The following is a 26,260-nucleotide window of genomic DNA, read 5'->3' as shown; positions in this document are numbered from 1 at the left end:
TGGGAGCGAGCGCTCGCTCCCACCGAGGTTTACATCAGGCGTTACTCTTGCTCTTTGACTATCGGTGCAGGAGGCGGGCGCAGGCCGATCTCTGCGGTCAGCGTGAGCTCCTTGCCATTGCGGATCACCTGGATGCTGACCTTGTCGGTGGGCTTGATGCGCGCCACCTGGTTCATCGAGCGCCGGCCGTCGCCAGCCGGCTCACCGTCGATGCTCAGGATCACATCCCCCAGCTGCAGGCCGGCTTTCTGCGCCGGGCCGTCACGGAAAATTCCCGCCACCACGATGCCCGGACGCCCGGACAGACCAAACGACTCCGCCAGTTCCTGGCTCAAGGGTTGCACTTCAATGCCCAGCCAGCCACGAATCACCTGGCCGTGCTCGATGATCGACTTCATCACCTCCATGGCCAGCTTGATCGGAATGGCGAAGCCGATGCCCTGGGAACCGCCGGACTTGGAGAAGATCGCCGTGTTGATGCCCGTCAGGTTGCCGTTGGCGTCCACCAGTGCGCCACCGGAGTTGCCGGGGTTGATCGCGGCGTCGGTCTGGATGAAGTCTTCGTAGTTGTTCAGGCCCAACTGGTTGCGCCCGGTGGCGCTGATGATGCCCATGGTCACGGTCTGGCCGACGCCGAACGGGTTGCCGATGGCCAGGGCCACGTCACCGACACGAATGCTTTCCGAGCGGCCGACGGTAATCGACGGCAGGTTCTTCAGGTCGATCTTGAGTACCGCCAGGTCGGTTTCCGGGTCACTGCCAATCACCCGGGCCAGGGTTTCGCGACCGTCCTTGAGCGCGACCACGATCTGGTCGGCGCCGGAGGTGACGTGGTTGTTGGTCAGCAAATAGCCTTGCGAACTCATGATCACGCCCGAGCCGAGGCTCGATTCCATTCGCTTCTGCTTGGGCGCGTTATCGCCGAAGAAGCGTCGGAACTGTGGGTCTTCGAACAGCGGGTGGCTGGTCTTGTTGACCACTTTGGTGGTGTAGAGGTTGACCACCGCGGGGGCGGCGATGACGACCGCGTCCGCGTAGGACACCGGGCCCTGTTGCGTCAGAGTGGTTTGCGGGGCCTGCTGCAGGTTCACATCCAGGTTCGGAAGACCGACCCATTGTGGGTAACGCTGGATAATCAGCAACGCAATCAGCACGCCGGCCAATAGCGGCCAGCCAAAAAAACGCAGACCCTTGAGCATTGAACAAATCCTGGGAGGTTACGAGGGGCCAACGACGGCCCATAATGTCGCGCATTATACGAGGCCGCGCGTGCCTCTGAACGGGATATTTAGGAGTCTTTTATGGCCGTTGCCCTGAGCACCCTGGTAGCAGAAGCGGATCGTTACCTTGGCAGTTCGCGGATTGCCGATTATTGCCCCAATGGCCTGCAGGTCGAGGGGCGGCCCCAAGTCATGCGTATCGTCAGCGGCGTCACTGCCAGCCAGGCCTTGCTCGATGCCGCCGTCGAAGCCAGCGCCGACCTGATCCTGGTCCACCATGGCTACTTCTGGAAGGGCGAAAGCCCGTGCATCACCGGCATGAAGCAGCGCCGGCTCAAGACCCTGCTCAAACACGACATCAGCCTGCTGGCCTATCACCTGCCGCTGGACCTGCATCCGGATGTGGGCAACAACGTGCAACTGGCCCGGCAGCTGGAGATTACCGTAGAGGGTCCGCTGGACCCGGACAATGCCAAGGTGGTCGGCCTGGTCGGCTCTCTCGCCGAACCCATGACCGCCCGCGACTTTGCCCGCCACGTGCAGCAGGTCATGGGCCGCGAGCCGCTGTTGATCGAAGGCGAGCAGATGATCCGGCGAGTCGGCTGGTGCACCGGGGGCGGGCAGGGCTATATCGACCAGGCCGTGCAGGCCGGCGTCGACCTGTACCTGAGCGGTGAAGCGTCGGAGCAGACTTTCCACAGCGCCCGGGAAAACGGCATCAGCTTCATCGCCGCCGGTCACCACGCCACCGAGCGCTACGGCGTGCAGGCGCTGGGGGAATACCTGGCGCGCCGGTTTGCCCTGGAGCACATCTTCATCGACTGCCCCAACCCCATTTAACAGCCAAACAGGCAGGTATATTGATATACCCTTTCGATCTAGTTGGCGTCCTGATTAGAAGGGGACGCTGTGCTAGGATCCCCGCTCGAACACGGCCCGGTGGCCGTTCATAAGAAAGTTTTCGTGAGTAGCCATGGTCGACAAACTGACGCATCTGAAACAGCTGGAGGCGGAAAGCATCCACATCATCCGCGAGGTGGCCGCCGAGTTCGATAACCCGGTGATGCTGTACTCCATCGGTAAAGACTCCGCCGTGATGCTGCACCTGGCACGCAAGGCGTTCTTCCCGGGCAAGCTGCCGTTTCCGGTGATGCACGTCGACACCCAGTGGAAATTCCAGGAGATGTACAGCTTCCGCGACAAGATGGTCGCCGAACTGGGCCTGGACCTGATCACCCACGTCAACCCGGACGGCGTTGCGCAGGGCATCAACCCGTTCACCCACGGCAGCGCCAAGCACACCGACATCATGAAGACCGAAGGCCTGAAACAGGCGTTGGACAAGCATGGTTTCGACGCCGCCTTCGGTGGTGCGCGCCGCGATGAAGAGAAGTCCCGCGCCAAGGAGCGCGTGTACTCGTTCCGCGACAGCAAGCACCGCTGGGATCCGAAAAACCAGCGCCCCGAGCTGTGGAACGTCTACAACGGCAAGGTCAACAAGGGCGAGTCGATCCGCGTCTTCCCGCTGTCGAACTGGACCGAGCTGGACATCTGGCAGTACATCTACCTCGAAGGCATCCCGATCGTGCCGCTGTACTTCGCCGCCGAGCGCGAAGTGATCGAGAAGAATGGCACGCTGATCATGATCGACGACGAGCGCATCCTCGAACACCTGAGCGATGAAGACAAAGCCCACATCGTCAAAAAGAAAGTGCGTTTCCGTACCCTTGGTTGCTACCCGTTGACGGGCGCGGTGGAGTCCGAGGCCGAAAGCCTCACGGACATCATTCAGGAAATGCTCCTGACGCGAACTTCCGAGCGCCAGGGCCGTGTCATCGACCACGATGGCGCCGGCTCGATGGAAGACAAAAAACGTCAAGGTTATTTCTAAGGGGCTGTCATGTCGCATCAATCTGATTTGATCAGCGAGGACATCCTCGCCTACCTGGGCCAGCACGAGCGTAAAGAGCTGCTGCGCTTTTTGACCTGCGGTAACGTCGACGACGGCAAGAGCACCCTGATCGGGCGCCTGCTGCACGACTCCAAGATGATCTACGAAGACCATCTGGAAGCCATTACCCGCGACTCGAAAAAAGTCGGCACCACCGGCGACGATATCGACCTGGCACTGCTGGTCGACGGCCTGCAGGCCGAGCGTGAACAGGGCATCACCATCGATGTCGCGTATCGCTATTTCTCCACCGCCAAACGCAAATTCATCATTGCCGATACCCCGGGCCATGAGCAGTACACCCGCAACATGGCCACCGGTGCGTCCACCTGTGACCTGGCGATCATCCTGGTCGATGCCCGCTACGGCGTGCAGACCCAGACCCGTCGCCACAGCTTCATCGCCTCGTTGCTGGGCATCAAGCACATCGTCGTGGCCATCAACAAGATGGACCTCAAGGACTTCGACCAGGGCGTGTTCGAGTCGATCAAGGCCGACTACCTGCAGTTCGCCGAAGGCTTGAAGATGAAGCCCACCAGCATGCACTTCGTGCCGATGTCGGCCCTCAAGGGCGACAACGTGGTGAACAAGTCCGAGCGCTCGCCGTGGTACACCGGTCAGTCGCTGATGGAAATCCTCGAGACCGTGGAAGTGGCGGGCGACCGCAACTTCACCGACCTGCGTTTCCCGGTGCAGTACGTCAACCGTCCCAACCTGAACTTCCGCGGTTTCGCCGGCACCCTGGCCAGCGGCATCGTCAAGAAAGGCGACGAAATCGTGGTCCTGCCTTCGGGCAAGAGCAGCCGCGTCAAATCCATCGTCACCTTCGAAGGTGAGCTGGAGCACGCCGGTCCTGGCCAGGCAGTGACCCTGACCATGGAAGACGAGATCGACATCTCCCGTGGCGACCTGTTGGTACATGCCGACAACGTGCCGCCGGTGACCGACAGCTTCGAAGCCATGCTGGTGTGGATGGCTGAAGAGCCGATGCTGCCAGGCAAGAAGTACGACATCAAGCGCGCCACCAGCTACGTGCCGGGCTCCATTGCCAGTATCGTCAACAAGGTCGACGTCAACACCCTGGAAGAAGGCCCGGCCAGTGCGTTGCAGCTGAACGAAATCGGCAAGGTCAGGATCGCGCTCGATGCGCCGATCGCCCTCGACGGTTACGAAAGCAACCGCACCACCGGCGCCTTCATCATCATCGACCGCCTGACCAATGGCACCGTCGGTGCCGGCATGATCGTCGCCCAGCCTTTGGCGCATGGCACCAGTACCCATCACGGCAAACTGGCGCACGTCGCTACCGAAGAGCGCGCTCAGCGCTTCGGCCAGCAACCGGCCACCGTGTTGTTCAGCGGCCTGTCGGGCGCCGGCAAGAGCACCCTGGCCTATGCGGTCGAGCGCAAGCTGTTCGACATGGGGCGTGCGGTGTTTGTCCTCGACGGCCAGAACCTGCGTCACGACCTCAACAAAGGTCTGCCACAGGATCGCGCCGGACGTACCGAGAACTGGCGTCGTGCCGCGCATGTGGCGCGTCAGTTCAACGAAGCCGGTCTGCTGACCCTGGCAGCGTTCGTTGCGCCGAGTTCCGAAGGTCGCGAGCAGGCCAAGGACCTGATTGGCAAGGACCGCCTGCTGACGGTCTACGTCCAGGCCTCGCCGGCAGTCTGTGCCGAACGTGACCCGCAAGGCCTGTACGCGGCGGCCGGGGACAACATCCCGGGCGAGTCCTTCCCGTACGACGTGCCGCTGGACGCCGACCTGGTGGTCGACACCCAGGCGCTGTCGCTGGAAGACAGCGTCAAGCAGGTGCTGGATCTGCTGCGTAGCCGCGGTGCGATCTAAGCGTTAGCCAGTAAAAAGAAACCCGCCGATGAGTGATCATCGGCGGGTTTTTTTGTGTCTTCAAAATCGCCTTCGCTGGCAAGCCAGCTCCCACAGGTTTCGCGGTCGTACACAACACCTGTACCCACTGAAAATCACCGTGGGAGCTGGCTTGCCAGCGATGAGGTCGGAACAGACGCCTTTTTACTTCGCTGGATACGCCCGATGCATCTGCTCCAGCAACGCATCCTTGTCTTCCCACAGCTGATTGATCCAGCCCTGGAACTGCAGGCGGTACTCGCCATCCTGCTCGTAGTTCTTGCCGATGAATTGCGGCGGGATCGGCAACTCCTGGAAGTGCACCACCACCTCCTTCACATTGCCACACAGCAGGTCCCAGAAACCCGGGCGCCCGGCGGGGTAGTGAATGGTCACATTGACGATCGACTGCAGTTGTTCGCCCATGGCATCCAGCACAAAGGCAATCCCGCCGGCCTTGGGCTTGAGCAGGTAGCGGAACGGCGACTGCTGCTGTTTGTGCTTGGCCTCGGTGAAGCGCGTACCCTCGGCGAAGTTGAACATGCCCACCGGATTGTTGCGAAACTTCGCACAGGTCTTGCGGGTGGTTTCCAGGTCCTTGCCTTTCTTCTCCGGGTGCTTTTCCAGGTAGGCCTTGGAATAGCGCTTCATGAACGGGAAGCCCAGGGCCCACCAGGCCAGACCAATCACCGGGACCCAGATCAGCTCCTGCTTGAGGAAAAACTTCAGCGGGCGGATTTTCCGGTTCAACAGGTACTGCAGGACCATGATGTCGACCCAGCTCTGGTGATTGCTGGTGATCAGGTACGAGTGCTGGTAGTCCAGGCCTTCAAGGCCACTGAGGTGCCAGCGGGTACGGCAGACCAACTGCATCCAGGCCTTGTTGTTGCTGATCCAGGCCTCATGGGTGTGGTTCATCAGCCAGGCGGTGAAGCGCTGGGTGAGGGCGAACGGCAAGACCTTGAAGATCGCCACGCAGAACAGGAACGAACACAACAACAGGGTGTTGAGTGCCAGTAGCAGCGCGGCGATCACGCCACGCACGGCGCCAGGGAGAAAATCCAGCATTTAGAGATCCATCGGTCGGTTGGCGGCCTGAATCGCGGTCAGGGCAATGGTGTAGACGATGTCGTCGACCTGCGCACCGCGCGGCAAATCGTTCACCGGTTTGCGCAGGCCTTGCAGCATCGGCCCGAGGCTGACGCAATCGGCACTGCGCTGCACGGCCTTGTGGGTGGTGTTGCCACTGTTGAGGTCGGGGAAAATGAACACCGTGGCACGCCCGGCCACCTGGCTGTTGGGTGCCAGTTGCCGGGCGACCGCTTCGTTGGCGGCGGCGTCATACTGCAGCGGTCCGTCGATCAGCAGCGAGTTTTGCGCTTCGTGGGCCAGGAGCGTGGCCTCGCGCACCTTCTCCACTTCTTCGCCGCTGGCCGAGTCGCCGCTGGAGTAGCTGAGCATCGCCACCCGTGGCGTGATGCCGAAGGCGGCGGCGGAGTCGGCGCTTTGCAGGGCGATTTCCGCCAGCTCGCTGGCGCTGGGGTGCGGGTTCATGATGCAGTCGCCGTAGACCAGTACTTCCTCTGGAAACAGCATGAAGAACACCGAGGACACCAGGGTGCAGCCCGGTGCGGTTTTAATCAGTTGCAGGGCGGGGCGAATGGTATTGGCGGTGGAGTGAATGACCCCGGACACCAGCCCGTCGACCTCGTCCAGTGCCAGCATCATGGTGCCAATCACCACGGTGTCTTCCAGTTGCTGCTCGGCCATCGGCGCATTGAGGCTCTTGGTCTTGCGCAGGGCAACCATCGGTTCGACATAGCGGTCGCGGATCAGGTCCGGGTCGAGAATCTCCAGGCCTGGGGGCAACTCGATGCCCTGGGCACGCGCCACCGCCTCGACGTCCGCCGGTTTGGCCAGCAACACGCAACGGGCAATGCCGCGCGCCTGACAGATGGCCGCCGCTTGCACGGTCAAGGGCTCGCTGCCCTCGGGCAGGACGATGCGCTTGTTGGCCGCCTGGGCGCGCTGGATCAACTGGTAGCGGAACACCGCGGGCGACAGGCGCATTTCTCGCGGCGTACCGCAGCGCTGGTGCAGCCAGTTGGCGTCCAGGTGGCTGGCGACGAAGTCGGTGATGATTTCCGCGCGTTCGCGGTCGTCGATCGGGATTTCCTTGTTCAGGCCGTTCAACTGGTTGGCGGTGTCGTAGGAGCCGGTGCTCACCGACAGCACCGGCAAGCCGGCCTGCAACGCCCCGCGGCACAGGTCCATGATGCGCGGGTCGGGCAGGGTGTCACTGGTCAGCAGCAGGCCGGCCAGGGGGACGCCGTTCATCGCCGCCAGGCTGACGGCCAGGATGATGTCGTCGCGATCTCCCGGGGTCACCACCAGCACGCCGGGCTTGAGCAGCTCCACGGTGTTGCGCATGGTCCGTGCGCAAATGATGATCTTGGTCATGCGCCGGGTTTCGAAGTCGCCGGCATTGAGCACTTGCGCACCCATCAGGTCAGCCACATCGCGGGTGCGCGGGGCATTGAGTTCCGGCTGGAACGGGATGCAGCCAAGCAGCCTGAAGTCACCGCTGCGCAGCAACGGCGAGTGTTCTTTCAGGCGCGCGGCGAAGGCCTCCATGCTTTCCTCGGTCTTGACCTTGTTGAGGATCACACCGAGGACTTTCGGGTCTTTCGGGCCGCCGAACAGTTGTGCCTGCAACTCGACGCGCCCGGACAGTTCGGTGAGCACTTCGTTTTCCGGCGCCGAGACCAGGATCACCTCGGCGTCCAGGCTTTTGGCCAGGTGCAGGTTGACCCGGGCGGCATAGCTGGCACTGCGGGTCGGCACCATGCCTTCGACGATCAGCACGTCCTTGCCGATGGCGGCTTGCTGGTACAGGGTGATGATTTCTTCCAGCAACTCGTCCAGTTGGCCGTCGCCGAGCATCCGCTCGACATGGGCCAGGCCCAGTGGCTGGGGTGGTTTCAGGCCATGGGTGCGGGCCACCAGTTCGGTGGAGCGTTCCGGTCCGGTATCACCGGGGTGCGGTTGGGCAATCGGTTTGAAGAAGCCGACTTTCAACCCTGCACGTTCCAGGGTGCGCACCAGCCCGAGGCTGATGGAAGTCAGGCCCACACCAAAATCGGTGGGTGCGATAAAAAAAGTTTGCATGCGGATTCTCTAGAGGTGCATGGCAAGGTGAAGGCCTATGACTGGCCTCCTACCGAAATTTCAGACGCCAAGGTTATCGCTAACCGGGCCTTGAGCGCACCAACCGCAATCAAAGGGCTGGCCTATTTTTTCCTGGCGCTGCAATGGGTCCAGGACCCAGGCCCGGGATTGCCAGGGAGGCTGGTGGCGCAGGTGCTGGGTATGGCCACAGGACAGCTCGGCCACCCAGTGCCCATCCTGGTCCTGATGGAAACCGGTGATGATCGAAGCCTTCGAAGCGGGCCGTTGGTCCGGGTTCCGTTCGCTTTCGGGCGTTTGCTTCGCTAAACTTGTCCATTCTTTATTCTTCTGCAAAAGGTCTCGCCCCATGCTGATCGCCGCCAATAAGGCTGTCTCCATCGACTATACCCTGACCAACGACGCTGGTGAGGTCATCGACAGCTCCGCCGGCGGCGCGCCGCTGGTCTACCTGCAAGGCGCAGGTAACATCATTCCAGGCCTGGAAAAAGCCCTGGAAGGTAAAGCTGTCGGCGACGAACTGACCGTAGCTGTTGAACCTGAAGACGCTTACGGCGAATACGCCGCCGAACTGGTCAGCACCCTGAGCCGCAGCATGTTCGAAGGCGTCGACGAACTGGAAGTGGGCATGCAGTTCCACGCTTCCGCGCCAGACGGCCAAATGCAGATCGTGACCATCCGTGACCTGGACGGCGACGACGTGACCGTTGACGGCAACCACCCGTTGGCTGGCCAGCGCCTGAACTTCCAGGTGAAGATCATCGCCATCCGTGACGCCAGCGAGGAAGAAGTCGCCCATGGTCACGTCCATGGCGAAGGTGGTCATCACCACTGATTTCTGCGCTAAGCTCAGGTATCTGGAGAGGCGCCTTTGGGCGCCTTTTTAGTCGGCGCCGGTTAAAGGGCGCCGGGCGAGAGTGCGGTTGAAGGGCGTTTCGAGAAAAACACGGGATATCTGGAGTTCATCATGAGTGCTTTTCACGACCTTACTTTAAAAGCGTTGGACGGCCAGGCGCTTCCGCTGGCGCCCTTCAAAGGGCGTGTCGTACTGGTGGTCAACGTGGCCTCCAAGTGTGGTTTGACCCCACAGTATGCCGCCCTGGAAAACCTCTACCAGCAGTACAAAGACCAGGGCTTCAGCGTGCTGGGGTTGCCTTGCAACCAGTTTGCTGGCCAGGAGCCGGGCACTGCCGACGAGATCAAGGCATTTTGCAGCCTCAACTACGGCGTGAGCTTTCCGTTGTCCAGCAAGCTGGAAGTCAACGGCCATGAGCGCCATCAGTTGTACCGTCTGTTGGCGGGCGAGGGTGCGGAGTTTCCTGGCGACATCACCTGGAACTTCGAAAAATTCCTGCTGGGCAAGGACGGTCGTGTGCTGGCGCGTTTCTCGCCGCGTACGGCACCGGATGATCCTGCGGTCGTCCAGGCTATCGAAAAAGCGCTGAGCTGATATCTCCCCCCTGTAGGAGCGAGTGCCCGCTTGCGGCTTGCTCGCGATGGTCGTCAACGATAACGCTGCGAGCCTGATACGGCGCGGCGTTCTCCAGTCCATCGCGAGCGAGCTCGCTCCTACAATATTTCCTATCTTTTGGTCCTTAATCACTGCAATCAATAGTGCTGTTCAACACGATGCTCACTCCATATTATCCCCGTCATAAACCTCGCATCCCTGTGGAGTGCCGCATGCCTGTACAAGCCTTGTTCAAACCGTTCCAGCTCGGCACCCTTGAACTGCCGACCCGCGTGGTCATGGCCCCCATGACCCGTTCGTTTTCCCCAGGCGGTGTGCCTAACTCCAAAGTCATCGAGTACTACCGCCGTCGCGCGGCGGCGGGCGTGGGCCTGATCATCACCGAGGGCACCACGGTAGGCCACAAGGCGGCCAACGGTTACCCGAACGTTCCGCAGTTCTATGGTGAAGCGGCCTTGGCCGGCTGGAAAAAGGTCGTGGACGCGGTGCATGCCGAAGGCGGCAAGATCGTTCCGCAGTTGTGGCACGTGGGTAGCGTGCGGCGCATCGGCACCGAGCCGGACGTCAGTGTTCCGGGCTATGGTCCATCGGAAAAACTCAAGGACGGCCAGGTCGTGGTGCACGGCATGACCGAGCAGGATATCCAGGAAGTGATCGCCGCCTTCGCCCAGGCCGCCAAGGACGCGCAGAGCATTGGCATGGACGGCGTGGAAATCCACGGCGCCCACGGCTACCTGGTGGACCAGTTCTTCTGGGAGACCAGCAACCAGCGTACCGATCACTACGGCGGTAGCCTGGCCAATCGCTCGCGGTTTGCCATTGAGTTGATCCAGGCAGTGCGGGCAGCGGTCGGCCAAGGTTTCCCGATCATCTTCCGTTTCTCCCAGTGGAAGCAGCAGGATTACACCGCACGCCTGGTGCAGACGCCCGAGGCGCTGGGGGCGTTCCTCAAGCCGTTGTCCGACGCGGGTGTGGACATTTTCCATTGCTCGACACGACGTTTCTGGGAGCCGGAGTTTGACGGTTCCGACCTCAACCTGGCCGGCTGGACTCGCGTGCTGACCGGCAAACCGACCATCACCGTGGGCAGCGTGGGCCTGGACGGTGAGTTCCTGCAATTTATGGTCAACACCGACAAAGTGGCGCAGCCGGCCAGCCTGGAAAACCTGCTGGAACGCCTGAACAACGATGAATTCGATCTGGTGGCGGTGGGGCGTGCGTTGCTGGTCGACCCGGACTGGGCGCAGAAAGTCCGGGATGGCCGTGAAGGCGAGATCCTGCCGTTCAGTCGCGAAGCATTGATGACGCTGGTTTAAGCGCCACCGCAACCTTCTCTGACGCGGGGACCTGACAGGCCCCGCGCAATTGCTCTTCAAACTGCTCGATGATCGCCGCCCAGCCCTGGCGGCTGGCGTGCTGCCGCGCATTCAGACGCACGCAGCGCAGGGTTTCATCTTCCTCCAGCAACCACGCTGCCGCATCGCAGAACGCCTCTTCATCGCCTGGCATCGCCAACACTCCGTTGTAACCATGGCGAATATGCTGCGCCGCCGCGGCCTGGTCATAGGCCACTACGCCCAGCCCAGAGGCCAGGGCTTCCAGCACCACATTGCCGAAGGTTTCGGTCAGGCTCGGAAACACAAACACATCACCGCACGCATAGTGCGCCGCCAAGGCCTCACCGCGCTGTGAGCCACAGAAAATCGCCTGCGGCAGATCCTTTTCCAGTGCCGCGCGTTGCGGCCCGTCGCCGACCACTATCAGTTTCAGATTGCGCTGTGGATAAGTGCTGCACAGCTGTTCGAAACAGCGTTTGAGCAGGCCAAGGTTTTTCTCGGGTGCGAGCCGCCCGACGTGAATGACCGCAATGTCCCCCTCGGCCAGGCCCCATTGCTCACGCAAGGCATTGAGCCGCTTGGTTGGGTGAAACAACTGGCTGTCGACCCCCCGGGACAACAGCGCCAGACGCTCGAAATGCCGGCGCTCCAACTCCAGTTGCTGGCTGACGCTCGGCACCAGTGTCAGCGCCGAACGGTTGTGAAACCAGCGCAGGTAATGCGTCAGCATCCGGGTCAGCAAACCGAGGCCGTACTGACTGGTGTATTGCTGGAAATTGGTATGAAAACCGCTCACTACCGAGATCCCCAGGCGCCGTGCCGCGCGCAGGGCCGACAGGCCCAGCGGGCCCTCGGTGGCGATGTACAGCACGTCCGGGCGCTGGCGTTTCCAGCGCCTGAGCAATTTGTGCATCGACGACTGACCCCACTGCAACCCCGGATACCCCGGCAGCGGCCAGCCCCGGCAGAGCAGCAGGGCGTCGTCGCTGGCCAGGGCCTGATCGCCATCCTGGCGCGGGCGCACCAGCTCGACCTGATGTCCACGGGCGCGCAGGCCATCACACAGGCGGCCCAGGGTATTGGCCACGCCGTTGATTTCCGGAGGGAAGGTTTCGGTGATCAGGGTGATGTGCAGTGTTGTCGTCATGACCCCAGTGTCAGTGGGGGTCATGTCGTCATTGTGTCAGGGTGATGATGAATTGATGACCGGCTCAGCCCTGGCGAGTGACCAGGTTTTCCGCGCCGCGCTCACGGACCCAGAACAGGGTCGCCCCTGCCACCGCGGCCGGCATCATCAGGATGTTCACCACCGGAATCAGCAGCGCCAGATAGACGATCCCGCCGAAACTCATGCTCTGCCAGCGTTTTTCCCGCAGCCAGGCGAGCATCTCGTTCCAGCCCAGCTTGTGGTTGTCCGCCGGGTAGTCGATGTACTGGATCGCCATCATCCACACCCCGAAGATCAACCACAGCGGTGCGGCGATCAGGTTGACCACCGGAATGAACGACAGGATGAACAGTGCCAGCGCCCGGGGCAGGAAGTACCCCAGCTTGCGCATTTCCCGGGCCAGGGTCCGTGGGACCATGGCCATCAACTCGCCCCAACTGAAGGCCGGGAAGTCGTCGGTACCGCGGACCACCACTTCGACTTTCTCGGCAAGGAAGCCATTGAAGGGTGCTGCGATCACGTTGGCCAGCAGGGTGAAGGAGAAAAACACCATCAGCGCCACCAACACCACGAACATCGGCCAGAGCACATAACTGAGGAAGCTCAGCCAGTCGGGCAGCGACGGCATCAGGGTGTCGACCCACAGGCTGAATTGGTGGCCAGCCAGGTAGATCAAGCCGACGAACAGCACCAGGTTGATGGCCAGCGGCAGCAGCACGAACAAACGCAGGCTGGGACTCAAGACCAGCTTCAGGCCTTCGCGCAGGTATTGCGGGCCGGACAGAACGGGGGCGGGCATAAGGTGCTCCGAGCAAGGGGGAAAACGCGCCGACCTTACCGGCTTTGCCCCACAGGCGAAAGCGTGGCAAGCGGATCGACATTAACTGTAACAAAGGCGCCGTTAAATCGGCCGCTTGGAGATAGAGACTGCCTATGAGCTGGATTGTTAAACGGTATTTCCTTAATCTTCGCCTCCTCGATACGCTGCACCCATTATTTTTCAGGGCTGTCCCGCGATGCACTTCCCCAAGTGCTGGCACGGTCCTTTTTTATTCCAGCCGGCAATCCGGCACCCGCGCCAGGTCATACCGGCCGGTCGATAGGAGTGAGTCATGTCTGATGTACGTCATTCGCGAGTGATTATTCTCGGTTCCGGCCCTGCCGGTTACAGCGCCGCGGTCTATGCCGCCCGTGCCAACCTCAAGCCGCTGCTGATCACCGGCATGCAGGCTGGCGGTCAACTGACCACCACCACCGAAGTCGACAACTGGCCAGGCGACGTTCATGGCCTGACCGGCCCGGCGCTGATGGAGCGTATGAAAGAGCACGCCGAGCGTTTCGAGACCGAAATCGTGTTCGACCACATCAATGCCGTCGACTTCGCTGCCAAGCCTTACACCCTGACGGGCGACAGCGGCACTTACACCTGTGACGCGCTGATCATCGCCACCGGCGCCAGTGCGCGTTACCTGGGCCTGCCGTCGGAAGAGGCATTCATGGGCAAGGGCGTTTCGGCCTGTGCCACCTGCGACGGTTTCTTCTATCGCAACAAGCCGGTCGCAGTGGTTGGCGGCGGTAACACCGCTGTGGAAGAAGCCCTGTACCTGGCCAACATCGCCAGCACCGTCACCCTGGTTCACCGTCGCGAGACCTTCCGCGCCGAGAAGATCCTGATCGACAAGCTGAACGCCCGTGTGGCCGAAGGCAAGATCATCCTCAAGTTGAACGCCAACCTGGACGAAGTGCTGGGTGACAACATGGGCGTGACCGGTGCGCGCCTGAAGAACAACGACGGCAGCTTCGACGAGTTGAAAGTCGACGGCGTGTTCATCGCCATCGGCCACACCCCGAACACCTCGCTGTTCGAAGGCCAGTTGATCCTCAAGGATGGCTACATGGTTGTGCAGGGCGGCCGTGACGGCAACGCTACTGCCACCAGCATCGAAGGTATCTTTGCCGCCGGTGACGTGGCCGACCACGTCTACCGCCAGGCCATCACCTCCGCCGGCGCCGGCTGCATGGCCGCACTGGACGCAGAGCGTTACCTGGACAACCTGAAGAACGCTTGATTCTTCGGGCATGAAAAAACCGGCTTCGGCCGGTTTTTTTGTAGCGCTGAAAAAGCTCCAGCGCTGCCGTCAGCGCCGAGTCAGCGGCTGTGCTGAAAGCTCAACTCCCGCCAAACCATGCACCATCAGCGCACGGATGTTGCCGTGGTCACTGCCTTCAGGGGTGTTCAGCACGGCACGGTAATGCTCACCGAATGCCAGCAGGGCTTCTTCATCGCTCAAGCCTTCCAGCAAGGCCAGGCCCAGGGTCTTGCACGAGCCTTCGTTCTGCCCGGCGGCGTTTTCCACGCCGCCGTTGTTGAAGGCTTGCGGCTGGTAGTCGTAGTTCGCGCCGATGAAGGCCAGGGTGTCGGCAAATGCATGTTCACCGGTCTTGAGGCTGGCGCGCAGGGTGTTCAGGTCAGTCATGGGTTTTTCCTTTGGCGAACGCCGCTTGCTGCTCGGCGCTGGCTTCTTGCTGATAGTGGGCTTTCCATTCGGCATACGGCATGCCGTAGACCACTTCGCGGGCGTCATCGAGGCTGACGTCGATCTGGCGTTCGTCGGCCGCGGCCTTGTACCACTTGGACAGGCAGTTACGGCAGAAGCCCGAGAGGTTCATCAGGTCGATGTTCTGCACGTCTTTGCGGCTGTCCAGGTGGGCAACCAGCCGGCGAAAGGCGGCGGCTTCGAGTTCCAGGCGTTGTTGTTCGGTCATGGCGGTCTCTGCGAGACAGCTTCAAGCGGCACGCTTCAAGCTGCAAGTTGGATGGCGGTGGCTGCCAGTTTACAGCGTGGCGCCGGGTGCTTGTAGCGACTACGCAGTCGCCCGACTGGCTGCGAGCGTAATCGACACCGACTCGGCGAACCGCAGGGCGTGGGGTTTGTCGACTTCGACCTCGGCGTACAGCACGCTCTGGTTGGCCATCACCAGGTCCAGCAATTCCTGGGTCATGCGTTCGAGCAGAGCAAAACGATTGCCCTCCACGTGCGCGATGATCGCCTTGGTAATGGTGCGATAGTTGAGCGCGTGATCGATGTCGTTATCGCGCACCGCTTCCTGCGCGGCGTAGAGGATCGTCAGGTTGATCAGCACGTCCTGCTTGTTGAGGATTTCGTCTTCATTGATGCCGATGAAGGTCCGCAGGCACAGGTCCTTGACCCGGATGCGGGCCATTCCTGGTTGAAGTTGTGGCATTGCTACTTGCTCCGTCCAATCAATTGCAGGAACTCCTGGCGGGTGTTGCTCGAGTCGCGGAAGGCGCCGAGCATGACCGAGGTGTTCATGGTCGAATTCTGTTTTTCCACGCCGCGCATCATCATGCACATGTGCCGGGCCTCGATCACCACCGCAACGCCGGCAGCCCCCGTCACGCGCTGCACAGCGTCGGCGATCTGCCGGGTGAGGCTCTCCTGGATCTGCAGGCGCCGGGCAAACATGTCGACGATCCTGGCGATCTTCGACAGGCCCAGCACCTTGCCGGTAGGAATATAAGCCACATGTGCCTTGCCGATGAAGGGCAGCAGGTGATGTTCGCAGAGTGAGTACAGTTCGATGTTGTCGACGATCACCATTTCATCGTTGTCAGAGGCAAACAAGGCGCCGTTGACGATCTCCTCGACGCTTTGCGCGTAACCATGACACAGGTACTGCATGGCCTTGGCCGCGCGGGCCGGGGTATCGAGCAGGCCTTCGCGGTCGGGGTCTTCGCCCAGGCCGATGAGGATCTCGCGGTAATTCTGGGGCAGGGACAATGGCATGGTACATCCTCGCGGGGGGGCCTATTTGACGTGCCGTCCGCCGTTGACGGTCAGGGTCGTACCGGTGACATAGGGGTTGTCCAGCAAATAGCGCAGGCTCTGGTAGACCACTTCGCTGCCGGGTTCGATGCCCAGCGCCGACTTGGCCAGGGCCTTGGCGCGGTACGCCGCGTCGTCGTCGGGGTTGAACAGTAGCAGGGCAGGGGCAATGCCGTTGACCTTGATGTGTGGCGCGTACTTGGCGGCGAACGACAGGGTCAGGCTATCGAGCCCGGCTTTGCTGGCGCAGTAGGCGATGTGCTGGCTGCTGCCCTTGCGTGTGACGTCGTCGCTGATGTGCACGATATCGGCGGGGCTCGAGCGCCTTAGCAGCTCGGCACACTGCAGGTTGATCAGGTAAGGCGCAAGCATGTGCACGTTGACCATCTGGGTGAAGGCCGCGACTTCGTTATCGGGCGTTTCCGCAGTCCATGCCGAGGCGTTGTGCACGATGGCCCGCAATTGTTGGGTGTGCCCCTTGAGCTCGGCGATGAAGGCGAGGATTCCGTCCTGCGTGGAGAAGTCGGCAAACAACGCAATTGCCCCCAGGTCGCGCAGGGTTTGCACGCCCGGGCGTTCGCTGCGGTAGCTGATGATCACCGGCTGTCCGGCTTCCAGCAACCGCAGCGCGCAATGCAGGCCAACGCGCTGGCTGGCGCCGGTGATGAGGATCGGGGCAGGGGAAGAGGTCATGAATGGCTCGCATCGCGGGTATGGCAAAACTATACCAGCGACTGGACGAGCCATGCCCCTTTTAGCGGTTCTGCGCAGTCGCCTCGGCTGGCAACGACGGTGCCGGCGTGCTGCTCAGCCAGTTGGCCAGCAGGCGGGTCGACAGTGGGATGAAGAAGTAGACCATCAACGGGGTCAGGGCCAGGGTGCTGATGAACACCCGGGGCAGCATGTCGAGGTCGCTGAGCAATGGGCCCAGGACAAAGTTGAACAGCAGCGAGACCGGAAAAAATGCCAGCCAGATGGCGACGGCCTGTTTCCAGCGCGGTGGACGCTGGCCGGCGGCGCCGAACCAGCCATCGATGCCACTGACCCGATGCTCCGAAGGGTGGGCGAACAGCTCGCTGCCACGCCCCAGCCAGGCCGTGCGCGAGGCGGAATGCTCCCAGGCGTGCAGGGTCTTTTCGTCGGCGAAGCGGAAAATGATCTGGAATTCGTCATCACCAGGCGGCGGGGCGAGCACGCCGGAGCCCAGGTAGCCGGGAAAGTCAGTGGCCAGTTGTTCGCCTTCGCGCAGCCAGGCGATCAGTTCCTGATAGCGCCCGCTGGCAACGCGGCGCGCTACCATCAGGGTAACGGGTGAGGTCGACATTATGTATCTCCATAAAGCGGGGCGCGATTCCGGGTAGGAGGCGCGCCGAACACAGCCCGGGGTGGAGGGCTGAGTTACAACAAGCAAGGATTATTCCTGATTCTACGAATTACACCAGCGACCTTCGACGATCAGGCACCACTTGAATGTCGCCCATAGTTGCGCGATAGAATGGGATCCAATACGCAATGGATATCTACACGCCGATGCCCGTCATCACTGAGTCTCCCGAGCCGTTGCAGGCTGTTGATGCCATCAGTCAGGAACAAATGTTCCCGATTCGTGAAGTGGCGCGCCTGACTGGCGTGAATCCAGTGACGTTGCGTGCCTGGGAGCGACGCTACGGCTTGATCCAGCCAACGCGCACCGAAAGCGGGCATCGGCTGTATTCCCTGACCGATATCGAGCAGATTCGCAGCATTCTGAGCTGGATCGCACGGGGGGTGGCGGTCAGCAAGATCGGCCAGCTTCTGGCCAGGAGCCAGGCCGCGCAGGTGTTGTCGAGCATTGTTCCGGACTCGTTGGTCCAGGCCGATTATGCCCAGTGGCAGGGCCAGGTCCGCACGGCATTGAGCAATTATGATGACCTGGAACTGGCGCGGATCTACGGCCAGGTGTTCTCCACCTATTCATTGAATGTGGTGTTCCAGGACATCTTTATGCCGGTGTGGATGCAGGCGCTGCAGCAAAAGGAGATCTTCGGGCAAACCAGTGAATGGGTCATGCTCGACGCCTTCCTGCGCTCACGGGTGCAACAGCGACTGAACCTGTTGCGCGGCTCACTGCCGGCTCGGGTTGCGGTGGCGGCAATCGACGGGCATTGCCATGAACTGGAGTTGCTGCTGAGCGCATTGTTCCTGAGCGGTGGCGAGGTGGGCGTCCGGGTGCTGGCGCTGGGCAAGCCTTTCGAGGAGCTGACCCTGGTCTGTGAAAAAATCCGGCCCCAGGCGCTGGTGCTGGTGTCCAATCGGGCCCCGGCAGCTGACTTTACCCGGCGACTGAATCGGCTGGCGATGACCCTGCAGTGTCGCCTGTTGTTGTGCGGCGATGCTTCGCAGCTGGCGCAGGAGAGCCTGGCCGGTTCGTCTATCGGCTGCCTGGGTAATGACGGGGGCTTGATGCGTCAGCGTCTGCAGCTATTTCTTGGCGGAACGCTGGATACCTGAAATTCAGACGTGCAGGGTGGGGTGGGTCAGGCGATGTTGCTGCAGGATGTATTGGCGCAAGCGCTCGGTTTCCACCGTGTTGCCTTGGTTGAGCTGATAGGCGTAGTAACCCTGCTCGTTCTGCCGCTCGAAGGTGCCGCGCAAGGCAATGCGCTCGTAACCTGAAGGGCTGAACCACAGCGCGAAACTCTTCGGTGGTTTGGTGCGGTTGCGCACTTCCAGCAAAATGCCTTTGAACGACACTTCGTGGACCCACAGGGTGCCCGGCTGGCCTTTGGCATTCTCCAGGGCGACCGGTTCTTCCAGGGTCAGGCGCCAAGGACGCACCGTCTTGGGCCCGCCTTCATAAATGCTCGGTACCCCCAGGCGCAAATGCAGCGCATGGAACTCATCTTCCACCAGGTGCAGCGGAAAGGTCATCTGCTGGTTCTCGAACTGTGCCTGGATAGTCACCTGTTCGTTGGCCGCCAGGCGCGTCAGCAGATCGCGGATTTGCGAGCCCCCATTGACCAGCAGGCTCGACGTCGCATCACGCATGTTGAGCTGCGGGTTATGTTGCATGGTCTGGATGAAATCCAGCTCATCCTGGGTGAGGAGGGCATCGTGCTGCATGGCTAGCTCGAAAGATATAGTTACAAAGTTAGTGGTGATTGTAGTTAGTGACCGTTAATTCGCCTGCAGGTTCTGACCGTTGGTCGTTTTCATTGCCTGCAACTCAGCCTGAGTGGTCGCCAATTGCGCCTCCAGGTGTGCCACACGCTGCAAGGCCTTGACCTGGACGGTGACATCTTTTTGCACTCCGACAATGTAGGTCTGTTTGTCGCTCTCATTAAAAACAGTTGAAAGTGACAGTTCATTCCAGAATGGAGTGCCATCCTTGCGATAGTTTTTCAGGACCTCACAGCAAGATCCTCCATTTTCAAGGGTTTCGCGAATCCGTGCCAAGGCGGCCTGGTCTCGATCGCCAGACTGGAGAAAACGACAGTCCTGGTACAGGATTTCATCAGCGCTGTAGCCGGTGAGCTTTTCGAAGGCCGGGTTCACGTAAATCAGAATGTTATCTTCGCCTTCCCTTTCAGCAATCACGATTCCATCGTTCGAAGCATTGATCACCAGTTGCAGCAATTGTGCATTGATCATCGGATCGGGTCCTTTGCAGGCTACAGAGTGGTTGTCATTCTAAGGCAAGGCTGTCCACTTGCCATCGTGCCAAATGGGAGTCAATCGCGATTTATTTCCGGCAACTGGTAAGATCCCGGTCTTTGACTCAGTTGCAGGATCAGATTGATGAAAGTCGCCATCATTTCCGGCTCGGTGTACGGCACGGCAGAAGAAGTTGCCCGGCACGCGTCGAAACTCCTCGAGACAGCAGGTTTCCAGACGTGGCATAACCCACGCGCCACCCTCGCCGATATTCAGACGTTTGGCCCCGAAGCCTTTCTGGCCGTGACCTCGACCACCGGCATGGGTGAGTTGCCGGACAACCTGCAGCCGCTGTATTCGATGATTCGTGATCAATTGCCAGGCGCCTGGCGTGGCTTGCCTGGGGCGGTGATCGGCCTCGGCGATGCCAGCTACGGCGATACTTTCTGTGGCGGCGGTGAACAACTGCGTGAGCTGTTCGGTGAACTGGGCGTGCGCGAAGTGCTGCCAATGCTGCGCCTGGACGCCAGCGAGAGCGTGACCCCGGAAAGCGATGCCGAGCCCTGGCTGGCGGAGTTGATCACGGCTCTGCGCGGCTGACCGGAAACTCGCGCAACAACGCGAGCCAAGCCTGGGCGGCTTTCGACAGATAGGCGTCCTGACGCCAGATAAACGCGATGTCCCAGCGCAGTTCACGGGGCGCCTGCAACTTCAGGCGCACCACCCCCGGACGAACCAGGCCACGCGCGACCACCCGCGGCAACAGCACCACGCCTTGTCCCGCCGCCACCAGGGCCACGAGAAAATCCGCCTGCCCGCTTCGCCCGCCCTCCCTGGGTGTAAAGCCCACTTGCTGGCACGCCTGCAGCAGGCGTTCATTGAGCACAAAGCTGCGCTGGTACAGCAGGAACGGGGTATCCGCCAACTCTTCCAGGCGTACGCTGGCCTTGCCGGCCAATGGATGGTCCGCCGCCAGCAGCGCATCCAGGGGTTCGTTGCAGAACGGCTGCCAGGCGAACTGCGGGTCCTGAGGCAGCAGGCTGCCGCCCAGTTCCAGTTCTCCGCTGAGCACGGCCTGCTCAATGTTCAGGCTGCCGCCTTCCAGCAACTGCACGCTGATGTTCGGATAACGCCGGCGGTACTCGGCGAACAAGCCGGCGAACAGCGCATCGCTGCCCAGCAGCGGCAGGCCCAGGCGCAATTCGCCACGGCGCAGGTCACTCAGGTCGTCGAGTTCGCTCAGCAGTTCATGGCGCAAGCGCAACATGCCCTCGGCGCGTTGCAGGACGACCGTGCCGGCCGCCGTCAACCGCACCTGTGACCCCAGTCGCTCCAGCAACAGCACGCCCAGGCTGTGCTCCAGCTGTGCCACTTGTTTGCTCACCGCTGATTGGCTGATGTGCAAGGTCTTGGCGGCCTGGGTAAAGCCACCCTGATGGACGACTTCAATGAAACTGCGCAGCTGTTTGAATTCCATTATCAGATTCCGTTTTGGAATAGTCTTGAGTCTAACAATTCGCTTCGGTGATGACAGCCCGCTCTTTAAAATGGCTTCCTGTGAGGAGCCAACCGATGAACGTAACACGCGTCAAAAAACTCGCCCGCCTGCTCGCTGAACTGCTGGTGTTGGCGGCTATTTATCTGCTCGGATGCCAGTTGGCCCTATGGCTGGCCTGGCCGATTCCGGGCGGGGTGCTGGGCCTGGCGCTGTTGCTGCTGGTATTTGCCCTGGGGTGGGTCAAGCCGGCGGCGCTGCAGAGGGGGGCCGGGCTGTTGATGGCCGAGATGTTGCTGTTCTTCATTCCGGCCTTGATGAGCCTGCTCGACTACGGTGGCCTGCTGCGCCATGAGGGTTGGCGGATCCTCGTGGTGATCGCGGTCAGTACCCTGCTGGTCATGCTGGTAACGGCATTCACGGTCGAATGGGTCTGTCGTTGGAGGCTGGCTCATGAGAAGTGAGTGGATGCCGCTGTTCTGGCTGGTCTTTACCCTGGCCGCCTATGTCTTGAGTCGCTGGCTGTATCGACGCAGCGGACGTTACCTGGTGTCGCCGCTGATTCTGGTGCCCGTGCTGTTGCTGGTGGTGGCAGTGCCGCTGCACACGGCCTATAGCGAGTATGCACAAAATACCCACTGGCTGATGGCGTTGCTGGGACCGGTCACCGTGGCGTTCGCGGTGCCGATCTGGCAGCAGCGCCAGTTGCTGGCGCGGCATTGGTCAGCGTTGTTGGTGGGGATGCTGGCCGGCAGCGTCGCATCGATTGGCAGTTCGTTTGGCCTGGCCCGGCTCCTGGCGCTGGACAGTTCGATAACCCTGTCGCTGCTGCCGCGCTCGATCACCACGCCATTCGCCATGCCGCTGGCCCACGACCTGGGTGGCGTACCGGAGCTGACGGCGGTGTTCGTCATGTTCACCGGGGTGTTTGGCGCCATGCTCGGCGGGATCCTGCTCAAGTGGTTGCCACTGCGCAGCGCCTTGGCCCGTGGCGCATTGTTCGGGGTCGGGGCCCATGGCGCTGGCGTCAGTCGAGCCCATGAGGTGGGCGGGGAAGAAGGTTCGGTGGCGGGATTGGTGATGGTCCTGACGGGGTTGTTGAACCTGTTCGCGGCGCCATTGCTGATGCACATACTGTGATCCACTGCACAGTGGGTCTTGCTTGAAAGCCAACTGACTCGTTGGGTCAGTAAGCTGGCTGCCAATGCAACTACCCGAATCCCGACAGCTGACTAGACTGCGTTCACACCCACAAAATAATAAAAAACCCGAGGTCCTTGCCGTGAGCGTAGCCCCCGTCCAGTCAAGCCTGAGCGTAAAAGATCAGGTCAGCCCCACCGAGTGGCAGGCCCGAGTCGACCTGGCGGCCTGTTATCGCCTGGTGGCCGCCCATGGCTGGGATGACTTGATCTTCACGCACATCTCGGCCAAGGTCCCCGGCACCGAAGATTTCCTGATCAATCCGTTTGGCATGATGTTCCACGAAATCACCGCGTCGAGCCTGGTCAAGGTCGACCAGGCTGGCAACAAGCTGATGGACAGCCCCTACGAGATCAACCCCGCCGGCTACACCATCCACAGCGCCGTGCACGAAGTGCGTCACGACGTGGTCTGTGTCCTGCATACCCATACCGCCGCGGGCGTGGCCGTTTCGGCGCAAAAACAAGGGGTGCTGCCGATCAGCCAGCAATCCTTGTTTGTCCTTTCCAGCCTGGGTTATCACGCCTACGAAGGGGTGGCGCTCAATCACGAAGAAAAGGCTCGATTGCAGGCCGACCTGGGTGACAAGCATTTTCTGATGCTGCACAACCATGGGCTATTGACCTGTGGCAGCACCATCGCCGATACCTTTCTGATGATGTTTACCTTCCAGCGGGCCTGCGATATCCAGGTGCTGGCGCAGAACGGTGGCGCTGAGCTGATAGCCATCGAGCCGCAGATCCTCGCGGGGGCCAAGGCGATGATTGCCGGCGTGACCAAAAGTGCTCAAGGAATGGGGGGCGCGCTGGCCTGGCCGGCGCTGCTGCGTAAACTCGATAAACAAGACCCGGGTTATAAACTCTAATGGCACTCGCCGAGATTCCACTGTGCGTCTGGCGCAAACGCAGCCAGAGCTTTGTATTCCGGGGTCAGACCATTCGTTATTGGGTGGCCGGGCAGGGTGAGCCCTTACTGCTTATCCACGGTTTTCCTACCGCCAGTTGGGATTGGCACTACCTATGGCAGCCCCTGGCCCAGCGCTATCGAGTCATTGCCTGCGACATGCTGGGCTTCGGCGATTCGGCCAAACCCATGGGCCATGAGTACTGCCTGTTGGAGCAGGCCGACTTGCAACAGGCGTTGCTGGCGCACCTGGGCATCGATCAGCCAGTGCACCTGCTGGCCCATGACTACGGCGACAGCGTCGCCCAGGAATTGCTCGCCAGGCACCAGGAGGCACGCAGCAATATCGCCAGCTGTGTGTTCCTCAATGGCGGCCTTTTCCCCGAGACCCATCGCCCGGTACTGATGCAAAAGCTGTTGCTAAGCCCCTTGGGCTGGATGATCGGTCGTGCCTTCACCCGCGATGCCCTGGTCAAGAGCTTCCGGCAGATCTTCGGTCCGCAGACTCGGCCCAGCGAAAGCGAGCTGGACGATTTCTGGAGCCTGATCGACAACAACCGCGGGACGCGGATCATGCACAAGCTGATCCAGTACGTGCCCCAGCGCCGTGTACACCGCGATCGCTGGCTCACGGCGATGCAATCGGGTGAAGTGCCGTTGCGCGTGATCGACGGCGAAGTCGACCCGGTTTCCGGTGCCCACATGGTCGAGCGTTATCGGCAATTGATTGCCGATGCCGACACCGTGCTATTGCCCGGGATTGGTCATTACCCACAAATCGAAGCCCCGGTGCAGGTGCTCAAGCACTACCTGGCGTTTCGTGAAGAGCTGGACTCTCCCGCCTTGAAGATCGCCTGCTCCTGAGGTGTTCGTCGGCCAACCTGACCCTGCCACCCGATGAGCGCCTGCCGCGCAATCATCCCCGTGCCTTATCGCGCACCATTCAGCCCCAGCCCAGTTGATTGTGAGCCCGGCCCCCGTGCCTGACACTCGGTTCCACTGTCCTTGGCCTGCTGGAGTTGGGTAATGAATGAGTCTGTGCGTTTCGAAGATAAAGTCGTGATCGTCACCGGTGCGGGCGGCGGCCTGGGACGGGCCCATGCACTGTTGTTCGCCAGGCAGGGCGCCCGGGTGGTGGTCAACGACTTGGGTGGCTCCGCGCAAGGCGAGGGTGCCAACGCCTCCGCCGCCGACCGTGTGGTGGCAGAGATCCGGGAGGCGGGCGGCAGTGCCGTGGCCAACCATGACTCGGTGACCGACGGCGAAAAAATCGTCCAGCACGCCCTCGATGCCTTTGGCCGTGTCGATGTGGTGGTCAACAACGCCGGGATCCTGCGGGACAAGACCTTCCATAAAATGGACGACAGCGACTGGGACCTGGTGTACCGGGTTCATGTCGAAGGTGCCTACAAAGTCACCCGCGCCGCCTGGCCGCACATGCGTGAACAAAACTACGGTCGGGTGATCTTCACCGCTTCCACCTCGGGTATCTACGGCAACTTCGGCCAGTCCAACTACGGCATGGCCAAGCTCGGTCTCTATGGCCTGACCCGGACCCTGGCCATCGAAGGGCGCAAGAACAACATCCTGGTCAACGCCATCGCCCCCACCGGGGGCACCCGCATGACCGAAGGCCTGATCCCGCCGCAAGTGTTCGAACAACTGAAGCCGGAACTGGTCAGCCCGCTGGTGGTGTACCTGGCCAGCGAAAACTGCCAGGAAACCTCGGGCCTGTTTGAAGTCGGCGGTGGCTGGATGGGCAAGGTTCGCTGGGAGCGCAGCCTCGGCGCCGGCTTTGATCCGCGCCAGGGCTTTTCCCCGGAAGACGTGGCAGCCCATTGGCAGCAGATCTGCGACTTCGAAGGTGCGGCGCATCCGAAGGACAACATTGAAGCGCTGAAGGAAATGATGGGGAATCTGCAGAAGTATTCGTTGTAAGGGGGCAGGGGGCGAGCGCAAGCCTGGCGGCTTGTGCTCGGACTGGAAGGATTGCTCAAGGCGCGTACTTACGCACCAGCGCCGCCAGATTGGCCGCGGTCTGCACATCCATTACCCCGTCGTAGTTCTCGGCACGAAAGTGCAACTGAAACGCCCTCACCAGTTGCTGGAATCCCGACTCGTTGGTGGCTTGCGACGTGTTGTAGCCATACCGCTTGAACTGCTCCAGCAGCGTCGCGCGGTTCGGTATTCCCCCCTCCCTGTATTGGCGCAGAAAAGCGTCGCGCTGTAGCTCATCGAACCAGGCCCCCACACCTTTCAAGTACAGCGCGTGCCAGGGGAATGCCGCACCGGGGTCGCTTTTGCGGCCGATGGAAATGTCGGAGTGACCCAGCACGTTACGCGGGGTGATGTCCGGGTAGCGCTTGAGTATGTCTTTTGCCAGTTGCTCGATGGCGTCTATTTGCTGGGGGTGATACGGCGGGAAGGTGAACTTGCCCTGGTCATCGGTGGCCTGGTTGACCACCTCGATGCCGATGGCCGTGTCGTTGAGGTTACTGCGCTCAGCCCACTGGCTGACACCCGCATGCCAGGCCCGATGGTTTTCATCGACCAGGCTGAAGATCTGCTGGTCGGTGAAACCGGCCTTGATATAGGTAGGGTCGCTGATGTCAGGAATGAGGTAATGGGCGCTGACATTGGGTCCGGTCAGTGCGCCAATCGAACTGGAAAAGTTGGCGGCGGTGTAATGCAGGATCAAGAAGCGGATGCGGTTGTTGAAAGCCTTGGCTCGATAGCTGGTGTTTATCGGAGACATGATTTAACTACCCTGTTGTGTGAATCGGCGTTGATCTTCAATCGTCCATTCGCAGCAAGGTAGCAGTACCTGTAGGGAGATTCGGTAGTGGTTTTCTCGTTGTTCTGTAGCCGCTTTCAGCAATCTGCCAGGTAAAAAATTCCCCATAAAAAAAGCCGCTGCAAAGGCAGCGGCCAAAGTAAGACGTTAGATCAAGGAGCTACAAATCAACGTCAGTGAACACAGGG

Annotated in this window: 30 protein-coding genes; 14 read left to right on the top strand and 16 right to left on the bottom strand. The window is 61.1% G+C overall.

The window, feature by feature from the left end:
• Positions 1 to 41: 41 nt before the first annotated feature.
• A complete protein-coding gene (algW, locus tag H7995_RS15770) occupies positions 42 to 1,199 on the bottom strand; it encodes a Do family serine endopeptidase AlgW (protein WP_182343536.1) in 1,158 nt (385 codons plus the stop codon).
• Between the two features lie 102 nt (positions 1,200 to 1,301).
• Between algW and H7995_RS15765 the strand changes: the two genes are divergently transcribed.
• The 3 genes from H7995_RS15765 to cysN all read left to right on the top strand — a co-directional run bounded on the left by H7995_RS15765 (position 1,302) and on the right by cysN (position 5,019).
• Entirely contained in the window at positions 1,302 to 2,060 is a 759-nt protein-coding gene (locus tag H7995_RS15765) for a Nif3-like dinuclear metal center hexameric protein (RefSeq protein ID WP_166588748.1), read from the top strand.
• A gap of 133 nt (positions 2,061 to 2,193) precedes the next feature.
• Entirely contained in the window at positions 2,194 to 3,111 is a 918-nt protein-coding gene (cysD, locus tag H7995_RS15760; protein ID WP_185818586.1) for a sulfate adenylyltransferase subunit CysD, read from the top strand.
• A 9-nt stretch (positions 3,112 to 3,120) separates the two neighbouring features.
• Positions 3,121 to 5,019, top strand: coding sequence for a sulfate adenylyltransferase subunit CysN (cysN, locus tag H7995_RS15755; protein ID WP_166588747.1), 1,899 nt, complete (start codon positions 3,121 to 3,123; stop codon positions 5,017 to 5,019).
• Between the two features lie 183 nt (positions 5,020 to 5,202).
• Here the strand turns inward: cysN and H7995_RS15750 are convergent, their stop codons facing one another.
• Genes H7995_RS15750 through H7995_RS15740 form a run of 3 tightly spaced genes read right to left on the bottom strand, consistent with a single transcriptional unit; the run spans position 5,203 to position 8,604 of the window.
• Complete coding sequence (locus H7995_RS15750; RefSeq protein ID WP_182343538.1) at positions 5,203 to 6,105, bottom strand: acyltransferase; 903 nt, start codon at positions 6,103 to 6,105, stop codon at positions 5,203 to 5,205.
• Complete coding sequence (gene pta, locus H7995_RS15745) at positions 6,106 to 8,205, bottom strand: phosphate acetyltransferase (protein ID WP_166588746.1); 2,100 nt, start codon at positions 8,203 to 8,205, stop codon at positions 6,106 to 6,108.
• A 60-nt stretch (positions 8,206 to 8,265) separates the two neighbouring features.
• On the bottom strand, positions 8,266 to 8,604 hold the full coding sequence (locus tag H7995_RS15740) for a DUF3565 domain-containing protein (RefSeq protein WP_166588745.1): 339 nt from the start codon (positions 8,602 to 8,604) through the stop codon (positions 8,266 to 8,268).
• Here H7995_RS15740 and H7995_RS15735 point away from each other — a divergent pair.
• The 3 genes from H7995_RS15735 to H7995_RS15725 all read left to right on the top strand — a co-directional run bounded on the left by H7995_RS15735 (position 8,573) and on the right by H7995_RS15725 (position 11,010).
• Entirely contained in the window at positions 8,573 to 9,058 is a 486-nt protein-coding gene (locus H7995_RS15735) for an FKBP-type peptidyl-prolyl cis-trans isomerase (RefSeq protein WP_166588744.1), read from the top strand. The two genes, H7995_RS15740 and H7995_RS15735, sit on opposite strands and share 32 nt — an antisense overlap.
• Positions 9,059 to 9,190: 132 nt before the next feature.
• Complete coding sequence (locus H7995_RS15730; protein WP_166588743.1) at positions 9,191 to 9,673, top strand: glutathione peroxidase; 483 nt, start codon at positions 9,191 to 9,193, stop codon at positions 9,671 to 9,673.
• 233 nt (positions 9,674 to 9,906) lie between these two features.
• Positions 9,907 to 11,010 carry an NADH:flavin oxidoreductase gene (locus H7995_RS15725; RefSeq protein ID WP_185818585.1) on the top strand — a complete coding sequence of 368 codons (1,104 nt, stop codon included), beginning with the start codon at positions 9,907 to 9,909 and terminating at the stop codon, positions 11,008 to 11,010.
• Here H7995_RS15725 and H7995_RS15720 read toward each other — a convergent pair.
• Both H7995_RS15720 and cysZ read right to left on the bottom strand, forming a co-directional pair.
• Positions 10,979 to 12,202, bottom strand: a complete 1,224-nt coding sequence (locus H7995_RS15720) for a glycosyltransferase family 4 protein (RefSeq protein WP_166588741.1) — start codon at positions 12,200 to 12,202, stop codon at positions 10,979 to 10,981. The two genes, H7995_RS15725 and H7995_RS15720, sit on opposite strands and share 32 nt — an antisense overlap.
• Positions 12,203 to 12,242: 40 nt before the next feature.
• Positions 12,243 to 12,998 (bottom strand): sulfate transporter CysZ, encoded by a 756-nt coding sequence (cysZ, locus tag H7995_RS15715; protein WP_166588740.1) that lies wholly within the window; start codon positions 12,996 to 12,998, stop codon positions 12,243 to 12,245.
• A gap of 313 nt (positions 12,999 to 13,311) precedes the next feature.
• Between cysZ and trxB the strand changes: the two genes are divergently transcribed.
• The gene (gene trxB / locus H7995_RS15710; RefSeq protein WP_185818584.1) at positions 13,312 to 14,268 is read left to right on the top strand and encodes a thioredoxin-disulfide reductase; all 957 of its coding nucleotides are present in this window, start codon (positions 13,312 to 13,314) and stop codon (positions 14,266 to 14,268) included.
• A 69-nt stretch (positions 14,269 to 14,337) separates the two neighbouring features.
• On the opposite strand, the gene H7995_RS15705 is transcribed toward trxB, so the two are convergent.
• From H7995_RS15705 to H7995_RS15680, 6 genes are all read right to left on the bottom strand, one after another.
• A complete protein-coding gene (locus H7995_RS15705) occupies positions 14,338 to 14,676 on the bottom strand; it encodes a HopJ type III effector protein (RefSeq protein WP_185818583.1) in 339 nt (112 codons plus the stop codon).
• On the bottom strand, positions 14,669 to 14,965 hold the full coding sequence (locus H7995_RS15700) for a DUF1244 domain-containing protein (protein ID WP_166588738.1): 297 nt from the start codon (positions 14,963 to 14,965) through the stop codon (positions 14,669 to 14,671). The genes H7995_RS15705 and H7995_RS15700 overlap by 8 nt, the downstream gene beginning before the upstream one ends.
• Before the next feature lie 99 nt (positions 14,966 to 15,064).
• Positions 15,065 to 15,445 carry a dihydroneopterin triphosphate 2'-epimerase gene (gene folX / locus H7995_RS15695; protein WP_166588737.1) on the bottom strand — a complete coding sequence of 127 codons (381 nt, stop codon included), beginning with the start codon at positions 15,443 to 15,445 and terminating at the stop codon, positions 15,065 to 15,067.
• Between the two features lie 2 nt (positions 15,446 to 15,447).
• Positions 15,448 to 16,008, bottom strand: coding sequence for a GTP cyclohydrolase I FolE (gene folE, locus H7995_RS15690; RefSeq protein WP_166588736.1), 561 nt, complete (start codon positions 16,006 to 16,008; stop codon positions 15,448 to 15,450).
• 21 nt (positions 16,009 to 16,029) lie between these two features.
• Entirely contained in the window at positions 16,030 to 16,740 is a 711-nt protein-coding gene (folM, locus tag H7995_RS15685) for a dihydromonapterin reductase (protein WP_166588735.1), read from the bottom strand.
• 61 nt (positions 16,741 to 16,801) lie between these two features.
• Positions 16,802 to 17,371: an antibiotic biosynthesis monooxygenase gene (locus H7995_RS15680; RefSeq protein WP_166588734.1), complete on the bottom strand. Its 570-nt coding sequence runs from the start codon at positions 17,369 to 17,371 to the stop codon at positions 16,802 to 16,804.
• Between the two features lie 206 nt (positions 17,372 to 17,577).
• Between H7995_RS15680 and H7995_RS15675 the strand changes: the two genes are divergently transcribed.
• Positions 17,578 to 18,537: a MerR family transcriptional regulator gene (locus tag H7995_RS15675; protein ID WP_166588799.1), complete on the top strand. Its 960-nt coding sequence runs from the start codon at positions 17,578 to 17,580 to the stop codon at positions 18,535 to 18,537.
• Positions 18,538 to 18,540: 3 nt separating this feature from the next.
• Here the strand turns inward: H7995_RS15675 and H7995_RS15670 are convergent, their stop codons facing one another.
• Entirely contained in the window at positions 18,541 to 19,149 is a 609-nt protein-coding gene (locus H7995_RS15670) for a hypothetical protein (protein ID WP_166588733.1), read from the bottom strand.
• Between the two features lie 54 nt (positions 19,150 to 19,203).
• Positions 19,204 to 19,677 carry a PAS domain-containing protein gene (locus H7995_RS15665; protein ID WP_166588732.1) on the bottom strand — a complete coding sequence of 158 codons (474 nt, stop codon included), beginning with the start codon at positions 19,675 to 19,677 and terminating at the stop codon, positions 19,204 to 19,206.
• A 147-nt stretch (positions 19,678 to 19,824) separates the two neighbouring features.
• On the opposite strand from H7995_RS15665, the gene H7995_RS15660 reads away from it, so the two are divergent.
• Entirely contained in the window at positions 19,825 to 20,280 is a 456-nt protein-coding gene (locus H7995_RS15660; RefSeq protein WP_166588731.1) for a flavodoxin, read from the top strand.
• Here H7995_RS15660 and H7995_RS15655 read toward each other — a convergent pair.
• Entirely contained in the window at positions 20,261 to 21,157 is an 897-nt protein-coding gene (locus H7995_RS15655; protein ID WP_185818582.1) for a LysR family transcriptional regulator, read from the bottom strand. The two genes, H7995_RS15660 and H7995_RS15655, sit on opposite strands and share 20 nt — an antisense overlap.
• Before the next feature lie 95 nt (positions 21,158 to 21,252).
• On the opposite strand from H7995_RS15655, the gene H7995_RS15650 reads away from it, so the two are divergent.
• The 5 genes from H7995_RS15650 (at position 21,253) to H7995_RS15630 (ending at position 25,216) form a co-directional block, all read left to right on the top strand.
• A complete protein-coding gene (locus H7995_RS15650) occupies positions 21,253 to 21,639 on the top strand; it encodes a CidA/LrgA family protein (RefSeq protein ID WP_185818581.1) in 387 nt (128 codons plus the stop codon).
• Complete coding sequence (locus H7995_RS15645) at positions 21,629 to 22,315, top strand: LrgB family protein (protein ID WP_166588728.1); 687 nt, start codon at positions 21,629 to 21,631, stop codon at positions 22,313 to 22,315. Before H7995_RS15650 ends, H7995_RS15645 begins: the two co-directional genes overlap by 11 nt.
• Positions 22,316 to 22,457: 142 nt before the next feature.
• The gene (locus H7995_RS15640; protein ID WP_166588727.1) at positions 22,458 to 23,240 is read left to right on the top strand and encodes a class II aldolase/adducin family protein; all 783 of its coding nucleotides are present in this window, start codon (positions 22,458 to 22,460) and stop codon (positions 23,238 to 23,240) included.
• The gene (locus H7995_RS15635) at positions 23,240 to 24,142 is read left to right on the top strand and encodes an alpha/beta fold hydrolase (protein ID WP_166588726.1); all 903 of its coding nucleotides are present in this window, start codon (positions 23,240 to 23,242) and stop codon (positions 24,140 to 24,142) included. The genes H7995_RS15640 and H7995_RS15635 overlap by 1 nt, the downstream gene beginning before the upstream one ends.
• A 162-nt stretch (positions 24,143 to 24,304) precedes the next feature.
• Positions 24,305 to 25,216, top strand: coding sequence for an SDR family oxidoreductase (locus H7995_RS15630; RefSeq protein ID WP_166588725.1), 912 nt, complete (start codon positions 24,305 to 24,307; stop codon positions 25,214 to 25,216).
• 55 nt (positions 25,217 to 25,271) lie between these two features.
• On the opposite strand, the gene H7995_RS15625 is transcribed toward H7995_RS15630, so the two are convergent.
• Entirely contained in the window at positions 25,272 to 26,033 is a 762-nt protein-coding gene (locus tag H7995_RS15625; RefSeq protein ID WP_185818580.1) for an N-acetylmuramoyl-L-alanine amidase, read from the bottom strand.
• Between the last annotated feature and the right edge of the window lie 227 nt (positions 26,034 to 26,260).

Source organism: Pseudomonas kielensis (genome assembly GCF_014236655.1).
Classification (GTDB): domain Bacteria; phylum Pseudomonadota; class Gammaproteobacteria; order Pseudomonadales; family Pseudomonadaceae; genus Aquipseudomonas; species Aquipseudomonas kielensis.
The sequence above is the reverse complement of the archived record's forward strand: the minus strand, read 5'-3'. Positions and strand labels throughout refer to the sequence as shown.